Annotated in this window: 18 protein-coding genes, 1 other RNA gene and 3 pseudogenes; 9 read left to right on the forward strand and 13 right to left on the reverse strand. The window is 72.3% G+C overall.

Annotated features, from left to right (window positions below; genetic code table 11):
• Window positions 1-17 precede the first annotated feature (17 nt).
• Entirely contained in the window at window positions 18-356 is a 339-nt protein-coding gene (locus LCH29_RS29310) for a serine hydrolase (protein ID WP_052701625.1), read from the forward strand.
• A pseudogene (locus tag LCH29_RS29315) lies at window positions 287-721 on the forward strand (serine hydrolase); the annotation flags it as partial. The gene LCH29_RS29310 and the pseudogene LCH29_RS29315, both read left to right, overlap by 70 nt.
• Window positions 722-1,254: 533 nt before the next feature.
• Here LCH29_RS29315 and LCH29_RS29320 read toward each other — a convergent pair.
• The 3 genes from LCH29_RS29320 to LCH29_RS29330 all read right to left on the reverse strand — a co-directional run bounded on the left by LCH29_RS29320 (window position 1,255) and on the right by LCH29_RS29330 (window position 3,007).
• Entirely contained in the window at window positions 1,255-1,590 is a 336-nt protein-coding gene (locus LCH29_RS29320) for a protein kinase (protein ID WP_446464708.1), read from the reverse strand.
• 396 nt (window positions 1,591-1,986) lie between these two features.
• An RNA gene (gene rnpB, locus LCH29_RS29325) (RNase P RNA component class A) lies at window positions 1,987-2,391 on the reverse strand.
• Between the two features lie 40 nt (window positions 2,392-2,431).
• Entirely contained in the window at window positions 2,432-3,007 is a 576-nt protein-coding gene (locus LCH29_RS29330) for a Uma2 family endonuclease (protein WP_446464747.1), read from the reverse strand.
• Between the two features lie 214 nt (window positions 3,008-3,221).
• Between LCH29_RS29330 and LCH29_RS29335 the strand changes: the two genes are divergently transcribed.
• From LCH29_RS29335 to eda, 3 genes are all read left to right on the forward strand, one after another.
• The gene (locus tag LCH29_RS29335) at window positions 3,222-4,886 is read left to right on the forward strand and encodes a glycoside hydrolase family 13 protein (protein ID WP_446464709.1); all 1,665 of its coding nucleotides are present in this window, start codon (window positions 3,222-3,224) and stop codon (window positions 4,884-4,886) included.
• Between the two features lie 73 nt (window positions 4,887-4,959).
• The gene (gene yaaA, locus LCH29_RS29340) at window positions 4,960-5,757 is read left to right on the forward strand and encodes a peroxide stress protein YaaA (protein WP_446464710.1); all 798 of its coding nucleotides are present in this window, start codon (window positions 4,960-4,962) and stop codon (window positions 5,755-5,757) included.
• Window positions 5,758-6,074: 317 nt separating this feature from the next.
• Window positions 6,075-6,707, forward strand: a complete 633-nt coding sequence (gene eda / locus LCH29_RS29345; RefSeq protein ID WP_446464711.1) for a bifunctional 4-hydroxy-2-oxoglutarate aldolase/2-dehydro-3-deoxy-phosphogluconate aldolase — start codon at window positions 6,075-6,077, stop codon at window positions 6,705-6,707.
• A gap of 302 nt (window positions 6,708-7,009) precedes the next feature.
• On the opposite strand, the gene LCH29_RS29350 is transcribed toward eda, so the two are convergent.
• The 6 genes from LCH29_RS29350 to LCH29_RS29375 form a co-directional block, all read right to left on the reverse strand.
• Window positions 7,010-7,423: a DNA-binding protein gene (locus LCH29_RS29350; protein ID WP_446464712.1), complete on the reverse strand. Its 414-nt coding sequence runs from the start codon at window positions 7,421-7,423 to the stop codon at window positions 7,010-7,012.
• Window positions 7,405-7,695: a hypothetical protein gene (locus LCH29_RS29355; RefSeq protein WP_446464713.1), complete on the reverse strand. Its 291-nt coding sequence runs from the start codon at window positions 7,693-7,695 to the stop codon at window positions 7,405-7,407. Before LCH29_RS29355 ends, LCH29_RS29350 begins: the two co-directional genes overlap by 19 nt.
• 70 nt (window positions 7,696-7,765) lie before the next feature.
• Entirely contained in the window at window positions 7,766-8,956 is a 1,191-nt protein-coding gene (locus LCH29_RS29360; RefSeq protein WP_446464714.1) for a bifunctional RNase H/acid phosphatase, read from the reverse strand.
• Window positions 8,957-8,961: 5 nt separating this feature from the next.
• Window positions 8,962-9,705 carry a zinc ribbon domain-containing protein gene (locus LCH29_RS29365; RefSeq protein WP_446464748.1) on the reverse strand — a complete coding sequence of 248 codons (744 nt, stop codon included), beginning with the start codon at window positions 9,703-9,705 and terminating at the stop codon, window positions 8,962-8,964.
• 44 nt (window positions 9,706-9,749) lie between these two features.
• On the reverse strand, window positions 9,750-10,625 hold the full coding sequence (locus LCH29_RS29370; protein WP_446464715.1) for a Nif3-like dinuclear metal center hexameric protein: 876 nt from the start codon (window positions 10,623-10,625) through the stop codon (window positions 9,750-9,752).
• Between the two features lie 89 nt (window positions 10,626-10,714).
• Window positions 10,715-11,749 carry an ABC transporter substrate-binding protein gene (locus LCH29_RS29375; protein ID WP_446464716.1) on the reverse strand — a complete coding sequence of 345 codons (1,035 nt, stop codon included), beginning with the start codon at window positions 11,747-11,749 and terminating at the stop codon, window positions 10,715-10,717.
• 203 nt (window positions 11,750-11,952) lie between these two features.
• Between LCH29_RS29375 and LCH29_RS29380 the strand changes: the two are divergent.
• Together LCH29_RS29380 and LCH29_RS29385 are read left to right on the forward strand one after the other, a co-directional pair.
• Window positions 11,953-13,014: pseudogene (locus LCH29_RS29380) on the forward strand (hypothetical protein); the annotation flags it as partial.
• Window positions 13,015-14,325: 1,311 nt separating this feature from the next.
• Window positions 14,326-14,490, forward strand: a complete 165-nt coding sequence (locus LCH29_RS29385) for a hypothetical protein (protein ID WP_199844197.1) — start codon at window positions 14,326-14,328, stop codon at window positions 14,488-14,490.
• A 124-nt stretch (window positions 14,491-14,614) separates the two neighbouring features.
• On the opposite strand, the gene LCH29_RS29390 is transcribed toward LCH29_RS29385, so the two are convergent.
• The 4 genes from LCH29_RS29390 to LCH29_RS29405 all read right to left on the reverse strand — a co-directional run bounded on the left by LCH29_RS29390 (window position 14,615) and on the right by LCH29_RS29405 (window position 18,376).
• Window positions 14,615-15,565, reverse strand: a complete 951-nt coding sequence (locus LCH29_RS29390) for a 3-oxoacyl-ACP reductase (protein ID WP_446464717.1) — start codon at window positions 15,563-15,565, stop codon at window positions 14,615-14,617.
• On the reverse strand, window positions 15,550-16,635 hold the full coding sequence (locus LCH29_RS29395; RefSeq protein ID WP_446464718.1) for a Zn-dependent alcohol dehydrogenase: 1,086 nt from the start codon (window positions 16,633-16,635) through the stop codon (window positions 15,550-15,552). The genes LCH29_RS29390 and LCH29_RS29395 overlap by 16 nt, the downstream gene beginning before the upstream one ends.
• Before the next feature lie 34 nt (window positions 16,636-16,669).
• Window positions 16,670-17,524 (reverse strand): MaoC/PaaZ C-terminal domain-containing protein, encoded by an 855-nt coding sequence (locus LCH29_RS29400; RefSeq protein ID WP_446464719.1) that lies wholly within the window; start codon window positions 17,522-17,524, stop codon window positions 16,670-16,672.
• Window positions 17,525-17,869: 345 nt separating this feature from the next.
• Entirely contained in the window at window positions 17,870-18,376 is a 507-nt protein-coding gene (locus tag LCH29_RS29405) for a CGNR zinc finger domain-containing protein (protein WP_446464720.1), read from the reverse strand.
• A 109-nt stretch (window positions 18,377-18,485) separates the two neighbouring features.
• On the opposite strand from LCH29_RS29405, the gene LCH29_RS29410 reads away from it, so the two are divergent.
• Together LCH29_RS29410 and LCH29_RS29415 are read left to right on the forward strand one after the other, a co-directional pair.
• On the forward strand, window positions 18,486-19,346 hold the full coding sequence (locus LCH29_RS29410; protein WP_446464721.1) for an alpha/beta fold hydrolase: 861 nt from the start codon (window positions 18,486-18,488) through the stop codon (window positions 19,344-19,346).
• A gap of 84 nt (window positions 19,347-19,430) precedes the next feature.
• Window positions 19,431-19,529 (forward strand): annotated as a pseudogene (locus tag LCH29_RS29415) (TetR/AcrR family transcriptional regulator); the annotation flags it as partial.
• Between the last annotated feature and the right edge of the window lie 45 nt (window positions 19,530-19,574).

Consider the following 19,574-nt stretch of genomic DNA (forward strand, 5'->3'; position numbering starts at 1 on the left):
CGTGGACAAGGAGATTCATGAGGGGAACGAATAACCACGGCTTCTCCGATGCAGGACTGCGCAGACTGCGCGACGTGCTTGCACAACATATCGAAGCCAAGAAGATTCCCGGCCTCGTCTTCCTGGTCAGCCGCGGCGGCCAGACCCACGTCGAAGCGTTCGGGACGATGCGCCATGACGGTGGCGCGCCGATGCGCGGGGACACGATTTTCCGGATGGCGTCCACGTCCAAACCGGTCACGATGGCGGCGGCGATGGTTCTGCTCGACGAGGCCAGCCTCCGGCGTTCCAGGGCGCCGGCGGTGGCCTGGTCTCCACTGTCGACGACTACCACGCCTACTTCCAGATGCTGCTGAATCACGGTATGCACGGGGGCGAGCGGCTCTTGTCCCGGCCCGCCGTCGATCTGATGACCAGCAATCGCCTTACGCCCGAGCAACAAGGCGCTCGTGACGCCATGTACAGGAACATCGCCTATCTGTCCTCCGGACAGGGGTTGCACGGCGGATGGGGCTTCGGGATGGCGGTGCGCACCTACCGTGGCGACTACGCGCCCATCGGTCAGTTCGGCCGGGACGGCGGTACCGGCACCACCGCATACGCCGACCCGAGCAATCAGCTCACCGGAATCCTGCTCACCCAGACCGGAATGTCCACCCCGGACGCGGGGCATGCCGTCCACGACTTCTGGACCACGCTCTACCAGGTCATCGACGACTAACTACGAGCGCTCCATGACCCTCGACCCTGCGCTCGCGCTCGCTGAGGGCCGACACGCCGCGACATCATGCGCCCGCCAAGACGAAGAACAGCCTGCACACCGCTCCCGTCCGCGGTCGCGTCGGCGGCCACCACCTCATGGCCGACGACGAAAGCCACGTCATCAACGTCCCCGAACAGCACACCTACGCCGTTCGCCTGGGTAGTCTCCGGACTCTGAGGCGGCTTCCGTCTGATCATGTGTTCCACCAAGGTGCGAATCTGCTGCCTGAAGCCAGCTCAGAAGCATTGCCCGCTCCTCCGCTCCTGAGACCCTTCAGGGACGTTCCGCAGAATCCGTGAACCAAGACTCGATTACGGCGAGGCCGCGCGCTCCGGCCTGCGGCATGAAGTGAGTCGCCGAGTTCCTCGGCCATACGGCGGATGACGGGCTTCGGCTCAGCGGCGCGATACATGCGGACCGCGCGGTCACGCAACTCCAGCGGGTACTTCCTCGTGACCCCCTGTCACTCCTCCCCGCATCTCGGGGGAACCTCAACTCACTGGTCCGTGCTGGTGCAGCAACGATTCGAGCGACGGCGCATGTATGTACTCGGTCGCGATCCATGGCTGCTCGGCATCGGGATCGGCATCCACGAGCGCGGCGGTGTGGAATCCCCCGACGCGCCGGATCGCCTCCAGCTCCTGGGAGAAGCGCTGACGGAAATACGGCTCGTCCGCCAACGCCGGCTTCACAACCTTGATCGCCACCGGGCGAGGACTGCGGTAGCCGAGGTAGACAACGCCCATCGCGCCCTGGCCGAGACGCCGAGACAAACGGAAGCCAGCGATCTCACGGGGATCACCGTCTCTCAGCGGCTCGAACACCATCGCCCCCGTTCCGCGTCGAGCGTGCGGAGGAGAGGCGCACGGGACGCGAAGTACACACGTCAACAGAGGCGAGCGTATCAGTGGCGCGGGCCGCTGTTCGGTCCCTATCTGATCTCAGTTGCGGCCTTTGGCGTTCCCGCACCACCGTGGACTGGTCGGCACCGTAGAGATCATGCACCCGCCCACATCTGCGAAGCGTTCGACCCCCATCGGTTCTGAACCAGCTCAGAGGCGTTGCCCGCCCCTCCGCTCCTGGGACCTTTCAGGGACTTTCAGTGCTGTCCGAGGGACTTCCGAGGGATTTTCCGCCGCCTAACGCGGTAAGCCCGTGAAAGACCGGAAAGGACCTCCGACGCAGGTCAGAGTCCCTTTCCAAGGTGAAGTCGCAGGTGGCGGCGGACGAGTCGGCCTGTACGCCGGGTTCTGTCTCCCGTGGGCCTTGCGGCCCGCGGGGAGGCGGCCATCCATCTAGGGCCGACGTTGCCGCCGGCCTCGTGCGGTCTACCCGCGGACTCGGGCGGGCAGCCCTCGATCATCCGCGCAGAGCCGCCTTGCGGTGACTCCTCTTGACCTTGCTCCGGGTGGGGTTTACCTAGCTGCCCAGGTCACCCTGGGCACTGGTGGTCTCTTACACCACCGTTTCACCCTTACCGGGCGCCTTGCGGCCCCGGCGGTCTGTTTTCTGTGGCACTGTCCCGCGGGTCACCCCGGGTGGGCGTTACCCACCACCCTGCCGTGTGGAGCCCGGACGTTCCTCGGCGGGACCCCGAAGGACCCCGACGCGACCGCCCGGCCGGCTCGTCCGCCGTAGTGACCATGGTACCGGCCCGGGCGGGGCGGCTCAGACGAAGTCGGTCGTCTCCAGCGAGAAGGAGAACGGAGCGGGCAGGTCGAGGTGCTTGCCGAAGGGGACGGTGACGCGCTGACGGTAGTCGGCGCCCTCCGGGTCGCTGAAGAGCGTCACGTCGCTGTTGTCCCGGTCGACGAGGAGGTAGAGAGGGATGCCACCGCGTGCGTAGCAGTGGCGCTTCGCCGTACGGTCCCGGCCCGGTTTGGTCGAGGTGACCTCGGCGACCATGGACACGCCCTCGCACGGCATCCAGGAGTCGGCGCCCCGGAACAACCGCAGTTCTCTGGGGGCAAAGGTGCCGTCCGGGATCACATGGTTGCGTACGCAGAGCCCGCCGCGCGGGACCGTGAGCCCCTTGTTGCCCGAGAACTGCATGCGCGTCTCAGACCGCATGAACACCTGCTCAGCGATCAGACTGATGTGATCTTCGTGGTCCCCGTCCGGCGGCGGTGTCACGACGATTTCCCCCTCGATCAGCTCGGCCCGGAAGCCTTCCGGCGTATCCAGGGCCAAGAAACCCTCCAGCAGGACGTGGTCGTGGTCCTGCGTGAGCGGTTCGTGTGCCATGGCGCTCATGCCACCCTCTTCCCTGTCTCGCCGCCAGCGTAGGTACCGAGGGGGTCGGTACCCGGCGAAAAGAGTGTTCCTCACTCGATCGTGGCACAGAAGCACGCACGCCGGGGCGGCTCCGGCGGGCGATCTTGCCCTCTCGACAGACCGCGCCGCGCCCCGGGACACTGCCTGGACGGCTGGACCCCCTTCCTTCCACGGCGAGGACACCGTGAGCGACGACCGCGTGAACAGCGACTGGTGGCGGCAGGCCGTCATCTACCAGATCTATCCCCGCAGCTTCGCCGACTCCGACGCCGACGGCATCGGCGATCTGCCCGGCATCACCGGTCGGCTGCCGTACCTCGCCGGGCTCGGCGTGGACGCCGTGTGGCTGAGCCCCTTCTATCCGTCCGCGCTCGCCGACGGCGGCTACGACGTGGCCGACTACCGCGACGTCGATCCGCGGCTCGGCACCCTCGACGACTTCGACCGGCTAGTCGCGGAGGCGGACCGGCTCGGGCTCAAGGTGATGGTGGACATCGTCCCCAACCACACCTCGAACGACCACGCCTGGTTCCAGGAGGCCCTGCGCGCGGGCCCGGGCAGCCCGGCCCGCGAGCGGTACGTCTTCCGCGAGGGGCGCGGGGTGGGCGGCGGGCTGCCGCCCACCGACTGGGTCTCGTGCTTCGGCGGCCCCGCGTGGACCCGGCTGCCCGACGGGCAGTGGTACCTCCACCTCTTCGCCCCCGAACAGCCCGACCTCAACTGGGACCACCCCGAGGTACGCGCCGACTTCCTCGCCACGCTGCGCTTCTGGTCCGACCGGGGCGTGGCCGGTTTCCGGGTGGACGTCGCGCACGGGCTGGCCAAGGACCTGGCCGAGCCGCTGCGCGACATCGGCGACGTGCCCGGCTACGAGCCGGAGGACCTGCCGGAGGACGGCAGCCATCCGCTGTGGGACCGCGACGAGGTGCACGGGATCTTCCGCGAGTGGCGCAGGGTGTTCGACGAGTACGACCCGCCGCGGATCGGGGTCGCCGAGGCGTGGGTGCGCAACTCCCGCCGGGTGTCGTACGCCCGCGCCGACGAACTGGGCCAGGCGTTCAACTTCGACTTCCTGAACGCCCCGCTCAACGCCCCCGCCCTGCACTCCGTCATCGACGGCGCGCTGTCCGCCGCCCGGGAGGCGGGCGCCTCGGCCACCTGGGTCCTGTCCAACCACGATGTGATCCGGCACCGCAGCCGGCTCGCCCTGCCGGACGATCTGACGGGCCCGGGCCGGGACGCCTGGCTGCTGGCCGACGGCCGGGAACCGGAGACCGACCTCGCGCTGGGGCTGCGGCGGGCCCGTGCCGCGACGCTGCTGATGCTGGCCCTGCCCGGTTCGTCGTACCTCTACCAGGGCGAGGAACTGGGGCTTCCGGAGGTCGCCGACCTGCCCGTGGACGTACTCCAGGACCCGACCTGGGAGCGCAGCGGCCACCGGGTCAAGGGCCGGGACGGCTGCCGGGTGCCACTGCCGTGGACGCGCGGCGGCCCCTCGTACGGGTTCGGCGCGGGCGGCGCGTGGCTGCCGCAGCCGGAGGGGTTCGGGGAGCTGTCGGTCGAGGCACAGGAGGGGCGGGCCGGTTCGACGCTGGAGCTGTACCGGGAGGCGCTGCGGCTTCGGCGGGAGTTGCAGGGGGACGAGACGGTGGAGTGGCAGGGCTCGGTCGCGGAACTGAGCGCCGGGGTGCTGCACTTCCGCCGCCCCGGCGGCTGGCACAGCGTCACCAACCTGTCGTCGGCCGCCGCCCCGCTGCCCGCCGTGGGCGAGGTGCTGCTGAGCAGCGGCCCGTTGTCGGATGAGCTGCCGCCGGACACCACGGTGTGGCTGCGGGAGGCGGGTGCGTAGGTAGGCTGCGGGGCCGGGGTGGCGCCACCGGTACCGCCCCGCACCGTACCGCCGAAGCTTTCGAGGAGAACCCGTGCTCGTCCTGCTGCCGCCGTCCGAGGGAAAGGCCACGGGAGGCTCCCGATCCCCGCTGGACCTGGGATCGCTGTCGCTCCCGGGCCTCGGCGAGGCGCGGGCCCGGGTCCTGGACGAGCTGGTCACGCTCTGCTCCGGCGACGAGGCGAAGGCGGCCGAGGTGCTGGGGCTCAGCGCGGGGCTGCGCGGCGAGGTCGCCAAGAACGCGGCGCTCCGGTCGGCCGGGACGCGGCCCGCCGGGGAGATCTACACCGGTGTGCTGTACGACGCGCTCGGCCTCGCCTCCCTCCCGGCGCCCGCCCTGGCCCGCGCCGAACGCTCGCTGCTGGTCTTCTCGGGCCTGTGGGGCGCGGTACGGATCGATGACCGCATCCCGTCGTACCGCTGCTCGATGGGCGTCAAGCTCCCGGGCCTCGGCGCGCTCGGCGCCTTCTGGCGTACGCCGATGGCCACCGTCCTCCCGGAGGCCGCCGGGACCGGCCTGGTCCTCGACCTGCGGTCGGCCGCGTATACGACGGCGTGGAAGCCGAAGGGGGAGGTCGCGGAGCGCACGGCGACGGTGCGGGTGCTCCAGTCGAAGATCGTGGACGGCGTGGAGAAGCGGTCCGTGGTGAGCCACTTCAACAAGGCGACCAAGGGCCGGATGGTGCGCGACCTGCTGACCTCCGGAGCCGAGCCGGCGGGCCCCGCGGAGCTGGTGGAGGCGCTGCGCGGGTTCGGGTACGTGGTGGAGGCGACGGCTCCGGAGCGCGCGGGGCGGCCGTGGGCGCTGGACGTGGTGGTGACGGAGCTTTAGCCCGGTCCGGGCCGGAGCCGGGTCATCGGTGGCGCGTGCGGCCGAACCCCGCCCGCGGCCACGACCCGGCGTCCGGAGTGACAGGCTCCCGCGACGCCACGGGAGCCGGGCCCCGGCACGCCCGCCGAGGGTGCGGGGTGCGGGCGAGGGCAGCCGGGAGGCCGCGGGATGGCCGGGCGGGCGGCAGGGGCAGTTAACAGGTCGGCCCGCGGGGTGGGCGGCGCTGCGCAGAGCTCGGCCGACCGCCCGCGGCATGAATCATTGCACCCTCCGCAACGTGCGTTGCGAGACATGCCACGCGCCCGCAGAATGGTCCCGTGACAGACGACAACGCACCCTCCCTGCTCGATCTCGCCCCCGTCATCCCCGTCGTCGTCATCGACGACGCGGCGGACGCGGTCCCGATGGCCCGTGCCCTGGTCGCGGGTGGCCTTCCCGCTATCGAGGTCACCTTCCGTACCCCGGCCGCCGCCGACGCCATCCGGGCGATCGCGGCGGAGGTGCCGGAGGCGGTCGTCGGTGCGGGCACCGTACTCATCCCCGGCCACGTGGACACCGCCGTCGCGGCCGGGGCCCGCTTCCTGGTCAGCCCGGGCTGGACGGACCGGCTGCTGGGCGCGATGCGGGACTCGGGGATTCCGTCGCTGCCGGGCGTCTCGACCACGTCCGAGGTCGTGGCGCTGCTGGAGCGCGGGGTGACCGAGATGAAGTTCTTCCCGGCCGAGCCGTCCGGCGGTACGGCCTACCTGAAGGCCCTCGCGTCCCCGCTCCCGGACGCCCGCTTCTGCCCCACCGGCGGCGTCAACGCCAAGCGCGCCCCCGACTACCTCGCGCTCCCCAACGTGGGGTGCGTGGGCGGCACATGGATGCTGCCGCCGGACGCGGTGGCGGCGGGCGACTGGGCGCGTGTGGAGTCCCTGGCCCGGGAGGCGGCCGCCCTGCGGGCATGACAACACCGGCGGGCGACCACCACGAACCGGCCTGCATCCGGCTACGGGATGGCCGAACCCATCTGACAGCTCCCCGCACCTGGGGTCCAGACGTCACTCGCCCGGGTATGCGGCCACCTGGACTCCTACTGGTCGACCTGGGCAGTTCATGAGGGGGCGCCGCCGCTGAGTGCGGCGGCGAAGGAAGATCTCCGGACGGCGATCCGCAGGGCCCGCGAGGCCATTCGCGCCTACCGCCGCAGGCGCTGCGGAGACGATCACCCGCCCCCGGCGCACAACCGCGTTGCGGGGCCGGAGCCGCGTCACACGGCGACCAGGCGCACCCGGTCGCCGCAGAGCTTGGTCATGTCGTCCACGTCGGAGGTCAACATGACAACGGGGTGCCGCTGCTTGAGGGCAGTCGCCGCCACGGCCGCGTCGATCGCGTACTTGTGGCCGCGCAGACCAGCCTCCATCAGCAGCACCGAGGCCGCCTTTGCCTCCTCCTCCCCCACCGGGAAGACACGGAGACCGGAAAGGACCCAGCCCAGCCGGGCCTTGTCGATGCGCGCATGCACGGCCTCGATGACGGTGAGCGCACAGACCACGGCTTCCATACCCCGCCTTCGCGCCTCCGCGACCAGGGCGACGACCGATTCGTCATCGCCCAGCAGCTTGGAGAGGCCCTCACTGTCCAGGACGAGCGTCCCGTCATGGCTCAGCTTGCGGCGGGCCACTGCTCGTCCTCGGCGAACGCCTCGTCGAAGACCTGACGCGCCCGCTCCTGCGCCTCCGCAGAGACCGGGCCCTTGCGCCGTTCGTAGTCGGCCAGGTACTCGTCCAGTATCTGACCACGCAGCTCACGTTCCACCGCTTCGGTGATGAACGCCGAGAATTCCCGCTTGCCGACGCGCGCACGAATCGCCTCGGCGGTCCCTTCGGGGAGGGAGAGACTGACCCGGGTGGCCGGCCCCTCACCGATGCTGTACGACTCCTCAGCCTCTGACATGGGCCCACTTTATCAAAAGAGTAGGAAAGTGGGCTGCCGGCGAAGGCGCGGACTGCCGCAGCCGCAAGGCCTACCGCAGGTGGGACGTGTCGTTCAGGAGGCGGAGCGAGGCGTTGCCGTCGCCGTAGTACGCCACCGCCGACAGGGACGCCGCCGAGAGTTCCATGCGGAACAGGGACTCCGGCGGGGCGCCGAGGGCCAGGCGGGTCAGGGTCTTGATCGGCGTGACGTGGGTGACGAGGAGCACCGTACGGCCCGCGTAGCGGGCGATCAGCTTGTCGCGGCAGAGGGCGACGCGGCGGGCGACCGCGGCGAAGGACTCCCCGCCGCCCGTGGGGGCGGTTTTGGAGGAGGCGAGCCAGGCGTCGAGGTCGTCCGGGTGGCGGTCGCGCACCTCGGCGAAGGTCAGGCCCTCCCAGGCGCCGAAGTCCGTCTCGCGCAGCCCCTCGTCGACGCGGACGTCGAGACCGAGCCGGGCGGCCACGGCGTCGGCGGTCTCGCGGCAGCGCTTCAGAGGCGAGGTGACGATGGCCTGGATGGTGCCGCGCGCGGCGAGGGAGGCCGCGACCAGCTCGGCCTGGCGGTGGCCGATGTCGGAGAGGCCGGGGTCGGTGCCGCCGCTGCCGGAGAAGCGCTTCTCCGGGGTGAGCGGCGTCTCGCCGTGCCGGAGCAGGACGAAGGTGGTCGGCGCCCCGAGGTCGGCGGAGCCCCAGCCCCTGACGGGGGCCACCGCGGCCGACGGGGCCTCGGGGGCGGCGGGCTCGGCGAGGGTGTCGTCGGCGGGGGCCTCGGGGGCGGCAGCGGCGAGGGTGCCGCCCGGCGGCACCTTGGGCTGCCACTGCTCGCCCAGCTTGCCCGCGTCCATGGCCTCGTTGGCGAGCCGGTCCGCGTAGCTGTTCTTCTCGCGCGGGATCCAGCCGTACGTGACCTGGCCGGGCGGCAGGAGTCCCTTGGCCTCGGTGGCGAGCGGCCGCAGGTCCGGGTGCTTGATCTTCCAGCGGCCGGACATCTGCTCGATGACCAGCTTGGAGTCCATCCGGACCTGGACCTCCGCCTCCGGGTCGAGGGCGTGGGCGGCCCGCAGACCGGCGATGAGGCCCTTGTACTCGGCGACGTTGTTGGTCGCGGTGCCGATGTACTCGGCGACCTCGGCGAGCGGTTCGCCGGTCACCGCGTCGAGGACGACGGCGCCGTACCCGGCGGGCCCCGGGTTGCCCCGGGAGCCGCCGTCGGCCTCGACGATGAAGCGACGCCGTGCCATCGGCCCTACAGCCCCGACTCGGGCGTACGGACCAGGATCCGGCGGCAGTTCTCGCACCGCACCACGGTGTCGGCGGGGGCCGAGCGGACCTCGTTCAGCTCGGTGATGGCCAGCTCCTGGCGGCAGCCGTCGCAGCGCCGCTGGTAGAGCCGGGCGGCGCCGACGCCGCCCTGCTGCTCGCGCAGCTTGTCGTAGAGCTTCAGCAGGTCGGCGGGGATGGTCCCGGCGATGACCTCGCGCTCCTTGGTGACGGTCGCGATCTCGGCGTCGATCTCCTCGGCCGCCGCGTCGCGCCGCGCCGTGGCGTCGCTGATCTTGGCCTGGAGGGACTCCACCCGGCCGGCCAGCTCGGTGGCCCGCTCCTGGGCGGCCTCGCGGCGCTCCATGACCTCCAGGACGACGTCCTCCAGGTCGCTCTGGCGCCGGGCGAGGGAGGCGATCTCGTGCTGGAGGTTCTCCAGGTCCTTGGGCGAGGTGACGGCCCCGGAGTCCAGGCGCTTCTGGTCGCGGGCGGCGCGCTGGCGCACCTGGTCCACGTCCTGCTCCGCCTTGGTCTGCTCGCGGGCGGTGTCGCTCTCCTCGGTCTGGGAGGCGACGAGGAGGTCACGCAGCTGGGTGTGGTCGGCGGTCAGGGTGTCGAGTTCGGCGTGCTCGGGCAGCGTCCGGCGCTTGTGCGCCAGCTGCGAGAGCCGTACGTCGAGGCCCTGCACGTCGAGCAGGCGGATCTGGTCTGCGGGCGCGGCGTTCAGCGGGGGGCTCCAGAGGTGGTCGTAGGGGACGGAAGAGGCGGGCCTCAGGCCGGGGAGGCCGAGGCGGGGTCGGGCGCGAAGGCCCGGAACGGGGCGGCGGCCGCGGCGTGGGCCGTCCAGGGGTCGGTGACCTTGCGGGACACATGGGTGCGCAGGTCCCAGCCGTGCCGGTCGGAGATCTCGTCGAGCTGTGCCGCGGCCAGCTCGGTCCACGGCCATTCGGTGGCCCAGTGCGCGGCGTCCACCAGTGCGAGGTCGCTGTGCTCGCGCGCCTCGGAGGCCGGGTGGTGGCGCAGATCGGCGGTCAGGTACGCGTCGACTCCGGCGGCGCGCGCCTCCGCGAACAGGCCGTCCCCGGAGCCGCCGCAGACCGCGACGGTACGGATCGTACGGTCCGGGTCGCCCGAGGCGCGGATGCCCTGCGCCGTGGCGGGCAGCCGGGCGGCGGCGCGCTCGGTGAACTCGCCCAGCGTCTCGGGGCGGTCGAGTTCGCAGATCCGGCCGAGCCCCTGACGTCCGGCGGGGTCGGCCGGGTCCGGCACCAGCGGGCGGACCGGCCGCAGGTCGAGCGCTCCGGCGAGGGCGTCGGAGACGCCGGGGTCGGCGCGGTCGGCGTTGGTGTGCGCGACGTGCAGCGCGATGTCGGATCTGATCAGGGTGTGCACCACCCGCCCCTTGAAGGTGGAGGCGGCGACCGTGGTCGTGCCCCGCAGATAGAGCGGATGGTGGGTGATCAGCAGATCGGCGCCGAGCGCCACCGCCTCGTCGGCGACCTCCTGGACGGGGTCGACGGCGAACAGGACGCGGCTGACCTGGGCATCGGGGTCCCCGCAGACCGTCCCGACGGCGTCCCACTGCTCCGCCCGCTCGGGCGGCCAGAGGGCGTCGAGGGCGGCGAGGACATCGGTGAGAGCGGGCACGGGGCAAGGCTACCTCCCAGATCACCGGGAAGCCTTGCCCCTGCCTTCACTCAGCGCGACCGCCCCTCGATGACCTATCTGATGGGGGATCAGCGGACCAGGTAGCCGCGGAGGTCGTCCAGCACCCGGTCGGCGGCGGTGACGCCGAGGCCCAGGTACCAGGTCTCGTCCTTGACGTTCTTGGCGTGGCCCGCCTTGACCGCGTCGAGCTTCTTCCACAGCGGGTTGGACTCCGCCTGGTCCCGCTTGGTGGCCTTGGGGTCGCCGTAGACCCCGGTGAAGATCCAGTCGGCGTCGGCCTCGTTGATCCGCTCCGGGCCGATCTCCGTGGCCAGGTCCTCGACCTGCTGGTTCTTCGGCCGGGGCAGGCCGACGTCCTGGAGGATCGTGCCGATGAAGGACGCCTTGGCGTAGAGCCGGGTGAACTCCGGCATGAAGCGCAGCATGGTGACGGTCGGCTTCTTCGGGCCGATGTCCTCGCCCAGCTTCTTCGCCTTCGTCTCGTACGCGTCGAGCTTTGCCTTGGCCTCGGCGGTGCGGTCCAGGGCCGCCGCGTTGAGGAGGTAGTTCTCCTTCCAGGTGAAGCCGGGGCGGATGGAGAAGACGGTCGGGGCGATCTGCTTCAGCTCGTCGTAGAGCGGCTCGGCGCGCAGCTTGCTGCCGAGGATCAGATCGGGGTGGAGGGCGTTGATGGCCTCCAGGTTGAGGTTGTTGATGGTGCCGACGTTCTTCGGGTTCCCGGCCTCCTTCTTGAGGTAGCCGGGGACGGCCTGGTCGCCCTCGGAGGGCGCGTAGCCGACCGGCTTGATGCCGAGCGAGACGACGTTGTCCAGCTCGCCGACGTCGAGCACCACGACCCGCTTCGGCCTGCTCTTGATCTCCGTCTTGCCCATGGCCTGGGTGATGGTGCGCGGGAACTGGCCGGGCTTCGCGTCGGTGCCCATCTTCGCGGTCTGCTCGGCGGCCTTGCCGAAGTCCTTGCCGCCCTGCGCGACGGACTTGCCCCCGCCGCCGTTCCCCTTGGCGTCGTCCTTGCCGCTGTCGGACGTGCCGCAGGCGGCGAGGGAGAGGGCCCCGGCGAGGGCAAGGGCGAGGGCGGCGCTGCTGCGGCGGCGTACGGACATCTGGTGCTCCAGGGGTCGTGCGGAAGGTGGCACTTAGGTGTGCCTTACTTTAATCGCACGGCGGAGCGACCCCTTACAGCACACTCATCCCCGACCTCTCAGGCGAATCGGTCAGCAGCCACTCGTAAGGGTGGAACCGACCTCTTATCGGCCACCGGGAGGGGGTACGAAACCTACGTTCAGTGGCCGGAGGTGACTGAACGATGACCGCCTGTGCCTTCGACGCCACCCTCGCCACGGGAGGCAGCGCCCGGCCACGAGAAAGGTCCACGGATTTCACCATCACCCCGGACCGTTCGTACGGTGCGCGGCTCACGCTCGGCGGCGACACCGGCTGCTGGTTCCCCGAGCGCTGGACGCTGGACGGGCCCGAGCCGTACGCCGTGCCGCTGCCGGGCGCCCAGCCCGAGGAGCCGGACAGCGAAGTGCTGCCGCTCTCCGACGGGCAGGTGCTGATCCACCGCCGGGTGGCCGGGCACCACGCCTTCTCGCTGCTCTACCCCACCGGCCCGGGGACCGGCGAGCGGGTGCTCGGCGGCATCGACCGCGCCGACGTCTCGCTGCTGCCGCCCGCGCCCGGCGGCACCTGTGCGTACGCGCTGGGGCGCGGCCCGCGGTCCACCTCCGTGTGGCTGATCCACGGCGGCGCCCGCGGGCTCCAGCACCTGGCCGAGGTGCCAGGCCGCTGCACGGGCGGCGCCTGGCTGGACCGCATGGGGCGGTTGCTCGCGCTCGACCGCGAGCTGGACGGCCGTACGAAGACCCTCGTCGTCGACCTCGGGCGCGGCGGCGAGACCAGCCCGCTGCTCCAGATCACCGAGCGCAGCAACGACCGTCTGCTCCTCGCCGACCCCGACAGCGGTCTGCTGCTCGTACGGTCCGACGCGCCCGGCGACGAGCGGCTCGGGTGGGGCGTCCTCGGCAGCACCCTCCCCGTCCGCTTCCCGGACTGCCTGCGCCCGCCCGCCCAGGCGACGGCCACCCCCTTCGCGATCCAGCCGGGGCAGATGCTGATGCCGGAGGCGTGCGCGGTGGCCTTCCGCATCGACGCCGCGGCGGGCGGGCGGCCGTGGGTGGGGGTATGGCGGCCGTCCGAGCGGCGGTTGCGCCAGTTCTCGGCACCGGAGGGCTGGCTGGCCGGGTCCGGCCTGTGGAGCCGGGACGGAGAGCTGTGGCTGCCGTACGCGACGCGGCAGGTGCCGTGCGGGCTGGCGCGGGTGTGGCTGCCGGAGGCCACGGCGCCGCGGGCGTCCGCCGGATCCTCCGCGACCCCGCGGGTGATCCGGCGGGCCCCCCGCCCGGCCCGCGGTTCGGAGGTGTCCGGGATCACGCCGTGGCGGAAGGTCAGCGGCGAGGCCACCGGGGCTGATGCGGTCACCCACGCGGGCGCGGCCACGGATCCGCGCGCGGGCTGGGGCGCGGGCGCGAGCTTCAGCGCGGGCGCGAGCCTGGGCGCGGGCGTACGCAGGAGCCTGGGCACGGGGGCGGACACGGACGGGGGCCTGGGCGCGGGCGCGGGCGCGGGCACGGATACGGACTTGGGTGCGGGCACGGGACTGGGCACAGGCAGGGGCCAGAGCACGGGCGGGCGCTTCGGTACGGGCACGAGCGCAGGCACGAGCCTCAGCGCGGGGGCGGACACAAGCCCGGGCGGGGGTACCGACCCGCGTGCGGACTTGGGCGCGGGGGCGAGCTTCGGTGGGGTCAGGCGCCTGGGCGCGGGCACGGATCCGCGTGCCGACTGGGGCGTCGCGGGCGCGCGCGTAAGCGCGGACACGGACCTGGGTGCGGACGCGAGTGCGCGCATGCGCGTGGGCCCAGGCGCGGACCCGCGCGCGGAGAGCACGGACGCGGACCCGGGCCCGACCGCGAGGGCGCGCTTCGGCGCGGGCACGGATCTGAGTGAGAGCGCTCGCGCGGGTTCGGGCCTGAGCGCTGACGCAAGCCAGGGTCCGAATACGCGCTTCGATACGGGCCCGAGCCTGGGCACGGACTCGCGTGCGAGCGCGGGTCCGGACACGGGCACGGGCCTGGCCGCAGGGGCTCGCTTCGATGCGGGCGCGAGGCTGGAGACGGACCCGCGCGCGGACTGGAGCGCGAGCTTCGGTGCCGATGGGCGCGCGGGCGCGGGTGCGGATACGAGCGCGGGTGCGCGCGTGCGCGTGAGCGCGCACCCGGACCCGGGAGCGGGCGCGCGCTTCGGTGACGCGGGCGCGGGCCTGGGGCCGGGCTCGGTCGCGGGCGCGGGCCCGGACGGCGGATTCGGTGCGGGCACGGGCGCGGGGCGGGGGGAGTCCGGGGTGGAGCCTTGGGTGGGGACGGGATGCTGGCCCGGGGTCGAGCAGGAGACCGGCCAGGAGTCCGAGCTGACCGTGGTCGCCCCACGGCCCGTGCCGCTCCAGCAGGCGCCTCTCGCCAGGTCACGGGAGCCCCGGCCACCCCGCTGGGTCCGCGATCACCGCCCTGGTTAGACTCGGTCGCTGGGGCTGCGCAGACCGGTTGGCACGGCGTGTATCGACGTTGTGGCGGGCCCCTCGCGCAGAGTACGCAGCGAACTTACCGGGGTGACTTCCCACATGTCCGAAGCCCGAACCGACATGACCCAGGCGCGCTCGCAGGAGGCGGCCGAGGCCGATGCCGCCTCAGGCCAGGGCAAGCACCGGGGCCAGCAGGCCGCGTCCGAGGAGCCGCAGGCTCCGGCGCACGGCCGCCACCGCCGTCCGAGCGAGAACGCCTCGTAACGTCTCGTAAGGGCGCCGGGAGCGCTTCACCCCGCCCCTCCCTTTCCCGCAGCACGCGCAGCAGACGGCGCACGGCTGCGGGGCAGGGAGGGGTGGGCCGTTTGCCCCCGCCCCGACGACCGCGTCACCCCCGCTTCAGGCTCAGCACCTCCAGCGCCGCGAACCCCTCCCCCCGCCGCTCGTCGAAGTACGGCGTGAGCAGGCCGTCCAGCTCCCCGAAGCCGAAGACCTCCCCCACCGCATCCAGCTTCGCGGCCACCCGCGGCCGTTCCACGATCGCCACCATGCCCCCGTGGACCACGAACACCTGGCCGTTCACCGCCGTCGCCTGCGGGGAGGCGAGGTAGCCGACGAGCGGGGCCACGTGCGCGGGGGACAGCGGGTCGGGGCGGTCTTCCGCGAGGTCGATGTCCGGGAAGACGTCCTCGGTCATGCGGGTGCGGGCCCGCGGGCAGATGACGTTCGCCGTCACCCCGTACTTGGCGAGCGCGCCCGCCGTGGAGAGGGTCAGGCCGACGATGCCGCCCTTCGCGGCCGCGTAGTTGGGCTGGCCGGGCGATCCGGCGAGGAACGCCTCGGACGAGGTGTTCACGATGCGGCCGTGCACCGGCCCGCCCCCGGCGGCCTTGGAGCGTGTCCGCCAGTGCGCGGCGGCGAAGCGGATGGTGTTGAAGTGGCCCTTGAGGTGGACGCGGATGACCGAGTCCCATTCGTCCTCGGTCATCGAGAAGACCATCCGGTCGCGGAGGATGCCCGCGTTGTTGACCAGGATGTCCAGCGCGCCGTACGTGTCGACCGCGAGCTGCACCAGTGCGCGCGCCGTGTCGAAGTCGGCCACGTCGCCCACGTGGGCCGTGGCCCGGCCGCCCGCCGCACGGATCTCCTCGGCCACCTCCTCGGCGGGGCCGCAGGACGCCTCGCCCGAGCCGTCGCGGCCGCCCTGCCCGTAGTCGTTGACGACGACGGCGGCGCCCAGCCTGCCCAGCTCCAGCGCCTCGGCGCGGCCGAGGCCGCGCCCGGCGCCGGTGACGATCGCGGTCTTCCCCACCAGGGGACGTTTCAGATCTCGATGCATGTGCGCAGCGCCTCCCCCGTCCGCATCTGGCCGAGCGCCTCGTTGATCTCGCCGAGCCGCACCCGGTGGGTGATGAGCCCGGCGAGGTCGATGCGGCCCGCGCGCCACAGCGCGATGGTCCGTTCGTACGAGCGCAGCACATCGCCCCCGCCGTACAGGGACGGCAGGATCCGCTTCTCGTCGAAGAACAGCTCGAACATGCTGAGCTGGAGGAAGTCGTCCACCGCGCCCGCCCCGACGACGCACAGCGTGCCGCCGCGCCGCGTGGTCTCGTACGCGCGGCGGGCGGTGGCGGACTTGCCGACGACCTCGAAGACGTAGTCGAAGCCCTCGCCCGCGGTGACGCTGTTCTTGGCGTCGTCGAGGCCCTCCGGGGCGACCGCCTCGGTGGCGCCGAAGCGCAGCGCCGCCTCGCGCCGCGAGGCGACGGGGTCGACGGCGACGATGTGGGCCGCGCCCGCCGCCCGGGCGCCCTGCACCACGCTGATGCCCACCCCGCCGCAGCCGATGACGGCGACCGACGAACCGGCCTCCACCCGCGCCGTGTTGAGGGCCGCGCCGAGCCCGGTGGTCACGCCGCAGCCGATGAGCGCGGCGATGTCGTACGGGACGTCGTCGGGGATCGGCACGGCGCACGGCGCCGGGAGGACGACCTCCTCGGCGAAGGTCCCGGTCCCGGCCATGCCGAAGACCTGGGAGGCATCGTCGCCCGCGTGCTTGAAGTTGGGCGTTCCGGCGTTCATGAACCCGGACAGACACAGCTGGCTCTGGCCGCGTTTGCAGGACGGACAGCCGCCGCACGCGGGCAGCCAGCACACCAGCACCCTGTCCCCGGGGCTCAGCCCGGTCACCCCGTCGCCGACCTCCACGACCTCGCCCGCGCCCTCGTGGCCGGGGACGAAGGGCACGGGCTGCGGCAGCACGCCGCTCATCGCGGAGAGGTCGGAGTGGCACAGCCCGGTGGCCCTGATGCGCAGCCGGACCTTGCCGGGGCCGAAGCCCACGGCCTCGATGTCGTCGAGGACTTCGAGCTTGTCCTGTCCCGTCTCGTGCAGTACGGCTGCGCGCACAGCGCCTCCTCTTGAATAAGTTGGGATCAGAAGGTCAGGCGTGGGCGACGACCGTGTCGCCGAGGACGGGCGCGTCGTCGCGCTCGACGGCGCTCGCCGTCACCTGGACGCGCCCCTCGTCCCGCCACATCCGGATGCGCAGGGTCTCGCCCGGGTACACCACCCCGGCGAAGCGCGTGGTGTACGAGCGCACGCGGGCGACGTCGCCGCCCAGCTCGGTGTCCACGACCGCCTTGAGGACCATGCCGTACGAGCACAGCCCGTGCAGGATCGGCTTCTCGAAGCCCGCGACCTTGGCGAACCCGGGGTCGGCGTGCAACGGGTTCCAGTCCCCGGAGAGCCGGTACAGCAGCGCCTGGTCCTCCCGGATGGCCCGCTCCACCGTGCGGTCGGGCTCACGGGCGGGGGTCTCCAGCCGCTCGGACGGGCCGCGCTCGCCGCCGAATCCGCCCTCGCCGCGGACGAAGATGCGGCTGTCGCAGGTCCACAGCGGGCCGTCCGCGTCGGCCGCCTCGGTGCGCAGCACGATGACCGCGGCCTTGCCCTTGTCGTACACCGCCGCGACCCGGGACGTCTGGGTGGCGTCCCCGGTCACCGGGATCGGCCGGTGCACCTCGACGGTCTGGCCGCCGTGCAGGACGGACGCGAGGTCGACGTCGATCCCCGGGCCGTTCAGCCCCCCGGCGAGCGCCATCCGGCCGCCCGCGACGGTGGCGAAGCTGGGCAGGACGTGCAGCTCGCTCTCCAGGGTGTAGCGCAGCTCATCGGGGTCGGTGGCCGGGACTCCGGCGCCGATGCCCAGGTGGTAGAGCTGGATGTCCTTGTGTCCCCAGGCGAGGGCGGTGGTCCGGGGCTCGGCCGAGACGGCCTCGGTGGCGTCGATGGGCATAGGGCGACAGCGCTCCTTGGCGGGAGGGGCGGGAAGACCCCGGCCCGCCCGTCCGCACCGTCGGCCGCGCCGGGGTCGTCACTGGTCGGCAGGGCCGCGCCGCGTTTAGAACGCGTTCTAGCCGATGGCACCTGTATAGCCCAATCCCCCTGACGGGGGAAGGCTGCTGACAGGTCGTCAGTTTCGCGAGTTTCGCCACCCGGCCGGACCCGCCGGGGGCCGTTCGTCACCATCCCGGCCGCCGGGCCTCCCCCGGGGGCGCAGGCACCCGGGGCCCGCCACCCTCGGCTTCGCCGGTTCCGCCGGGCGCGCGACCCGCCAGGAGCCGGCCCGTACCGCGGACGGCTACTCGGGGGGCGCGGCGTCCCGGGCCCGCGCCTGGTGCCGACGGGCCTTGAGCCGGTTCCCGCAGGTCTTCATCGAGCACCACCGCGCGGTGTTGGCACGGCTGCGGTCCAAGAGGAAGAGGCGGCATTCGGGGTTCCCGCACGGCCGCAGGCGGCCGGGCATGCGCTCCTTGACGTCCGCCCACGCGAGGACGAGTTCCACCGCGAGCCTGCGCTCCGGCGGCATTTCCACCTGCCACTCGATACCCGACACACCGGGCTGCGGGACCTTGCGCACGCCCGCGAGGACGCGGCGCAGCCGGGGCTCCGCCGAGGTGCCCGACTCCACCGCCTGGAGTGCGTCGCGGGCGGTGCGCAGCCACCGGCGCTCCTCGTCGCCGCCGAGCCCCCCGTGCTCCCGCGCCCATCTGTCCAGCTCATGGTCGTCGCGCCACAGATCCTGGCGTCGGCCATCCACCACGGGGGTGCTGTTCAGCGCCTCCATGAGGGCCCGGTCGTCCAGCACGGACCGATCACCTACCTCACTAACTCCATCAAGCCGTTTGACAGGTTACTCCCAGGGCGGTCTACTGGACACCAGTGATAACCATCAAAAGACCTCGAAGGGGTTAGTCATGGTCGAGATCCGCCACCACTGCGCGACCGTGGGGGGCCATCGCGTCTTCTACCGCGAGGCAGGACCCCGCGAGGCACCCACGCTGGTGCTGCTGCACGGATTCCCCACCAGCTCACGCATGTTCCGCCGCCTCATCCCAGCGCTCGCCGACCGGTTCCACGTCATCGCCCCCGACCACCTCGGCTTCGGCAACTCCGACGCCCCGCCCGTGGACGCGTTCACCTACACCTTCGACGCCCTGACCGACATCACCGAAGCCCTGCTGACCCAGCTCGGCATCACCCGCTACGCCGTGTACGTCCAGGACTACGGCGCACCCATCGGCTGGCGGCTGGCCCTGCGCACCCCGGACGCGATCACCGCGGTGATCACGCAGAACGGCAACGCCTACGAGGACGGCTTCGTACCGGAATTCTGGAAGCCCGTATGGGCGTACGCCGAGAACCCGGGCCCCGAGACCGAACCCGCCGTGCGTGCCGCCCTCTCGCTCGACGCCATCCGCTGGCAGTACCTGCACGGAGTGGACCGGCCCGAGCTGGTCGATCCCGACACCTGGGCCGCCGACCACCGCGAGGTCAACCGGCCGGGCAACGACCTCGTCCAGCTCGCCCTGTTCCGCGACTACGCCACCAATCCGCCCCTCTACCCGCGGGTGCACGCCTACTTCCGGGAACGCCAGGTCCCGCTGCTCGCGGTCTGGGGCGCGGGCGACGAGATCTTCGGCCCGGACGGCGCACGGGCCTTCACGAGGGACCTGCCGGACGCGGAGATCCACCTGATTCGCGGAGGCGGACACTTCCTGCTCGAAAGCCATCTGGACACCGTGGCCGGGTACATCCGCGGGTTCCTGACGTCCTAGTACGGCAGTCGGACTTCGTGGGCTGAGTTTCGCGCGGTTCGACGGGTGTCAGTCGTCGTCGGCGATGAAGTCTGCTATCGCGGGTCGCTCGCCGTGATGAGCAGGGCCGGGGCGAGCCCGGCGCAGCTCCTGGCCATCGTGGGCGTGACCGTTGACGCGCTGTCGCAGGCGTTGCGCGCGTAACGCATCTGCCCCTTGGTCGCGGCTCCCAGACGGCGGGCGACGAAG

The sequence above is a fragment of the Streptomyces sp. BRA346 genome (genome assembly GCF_052851135.1).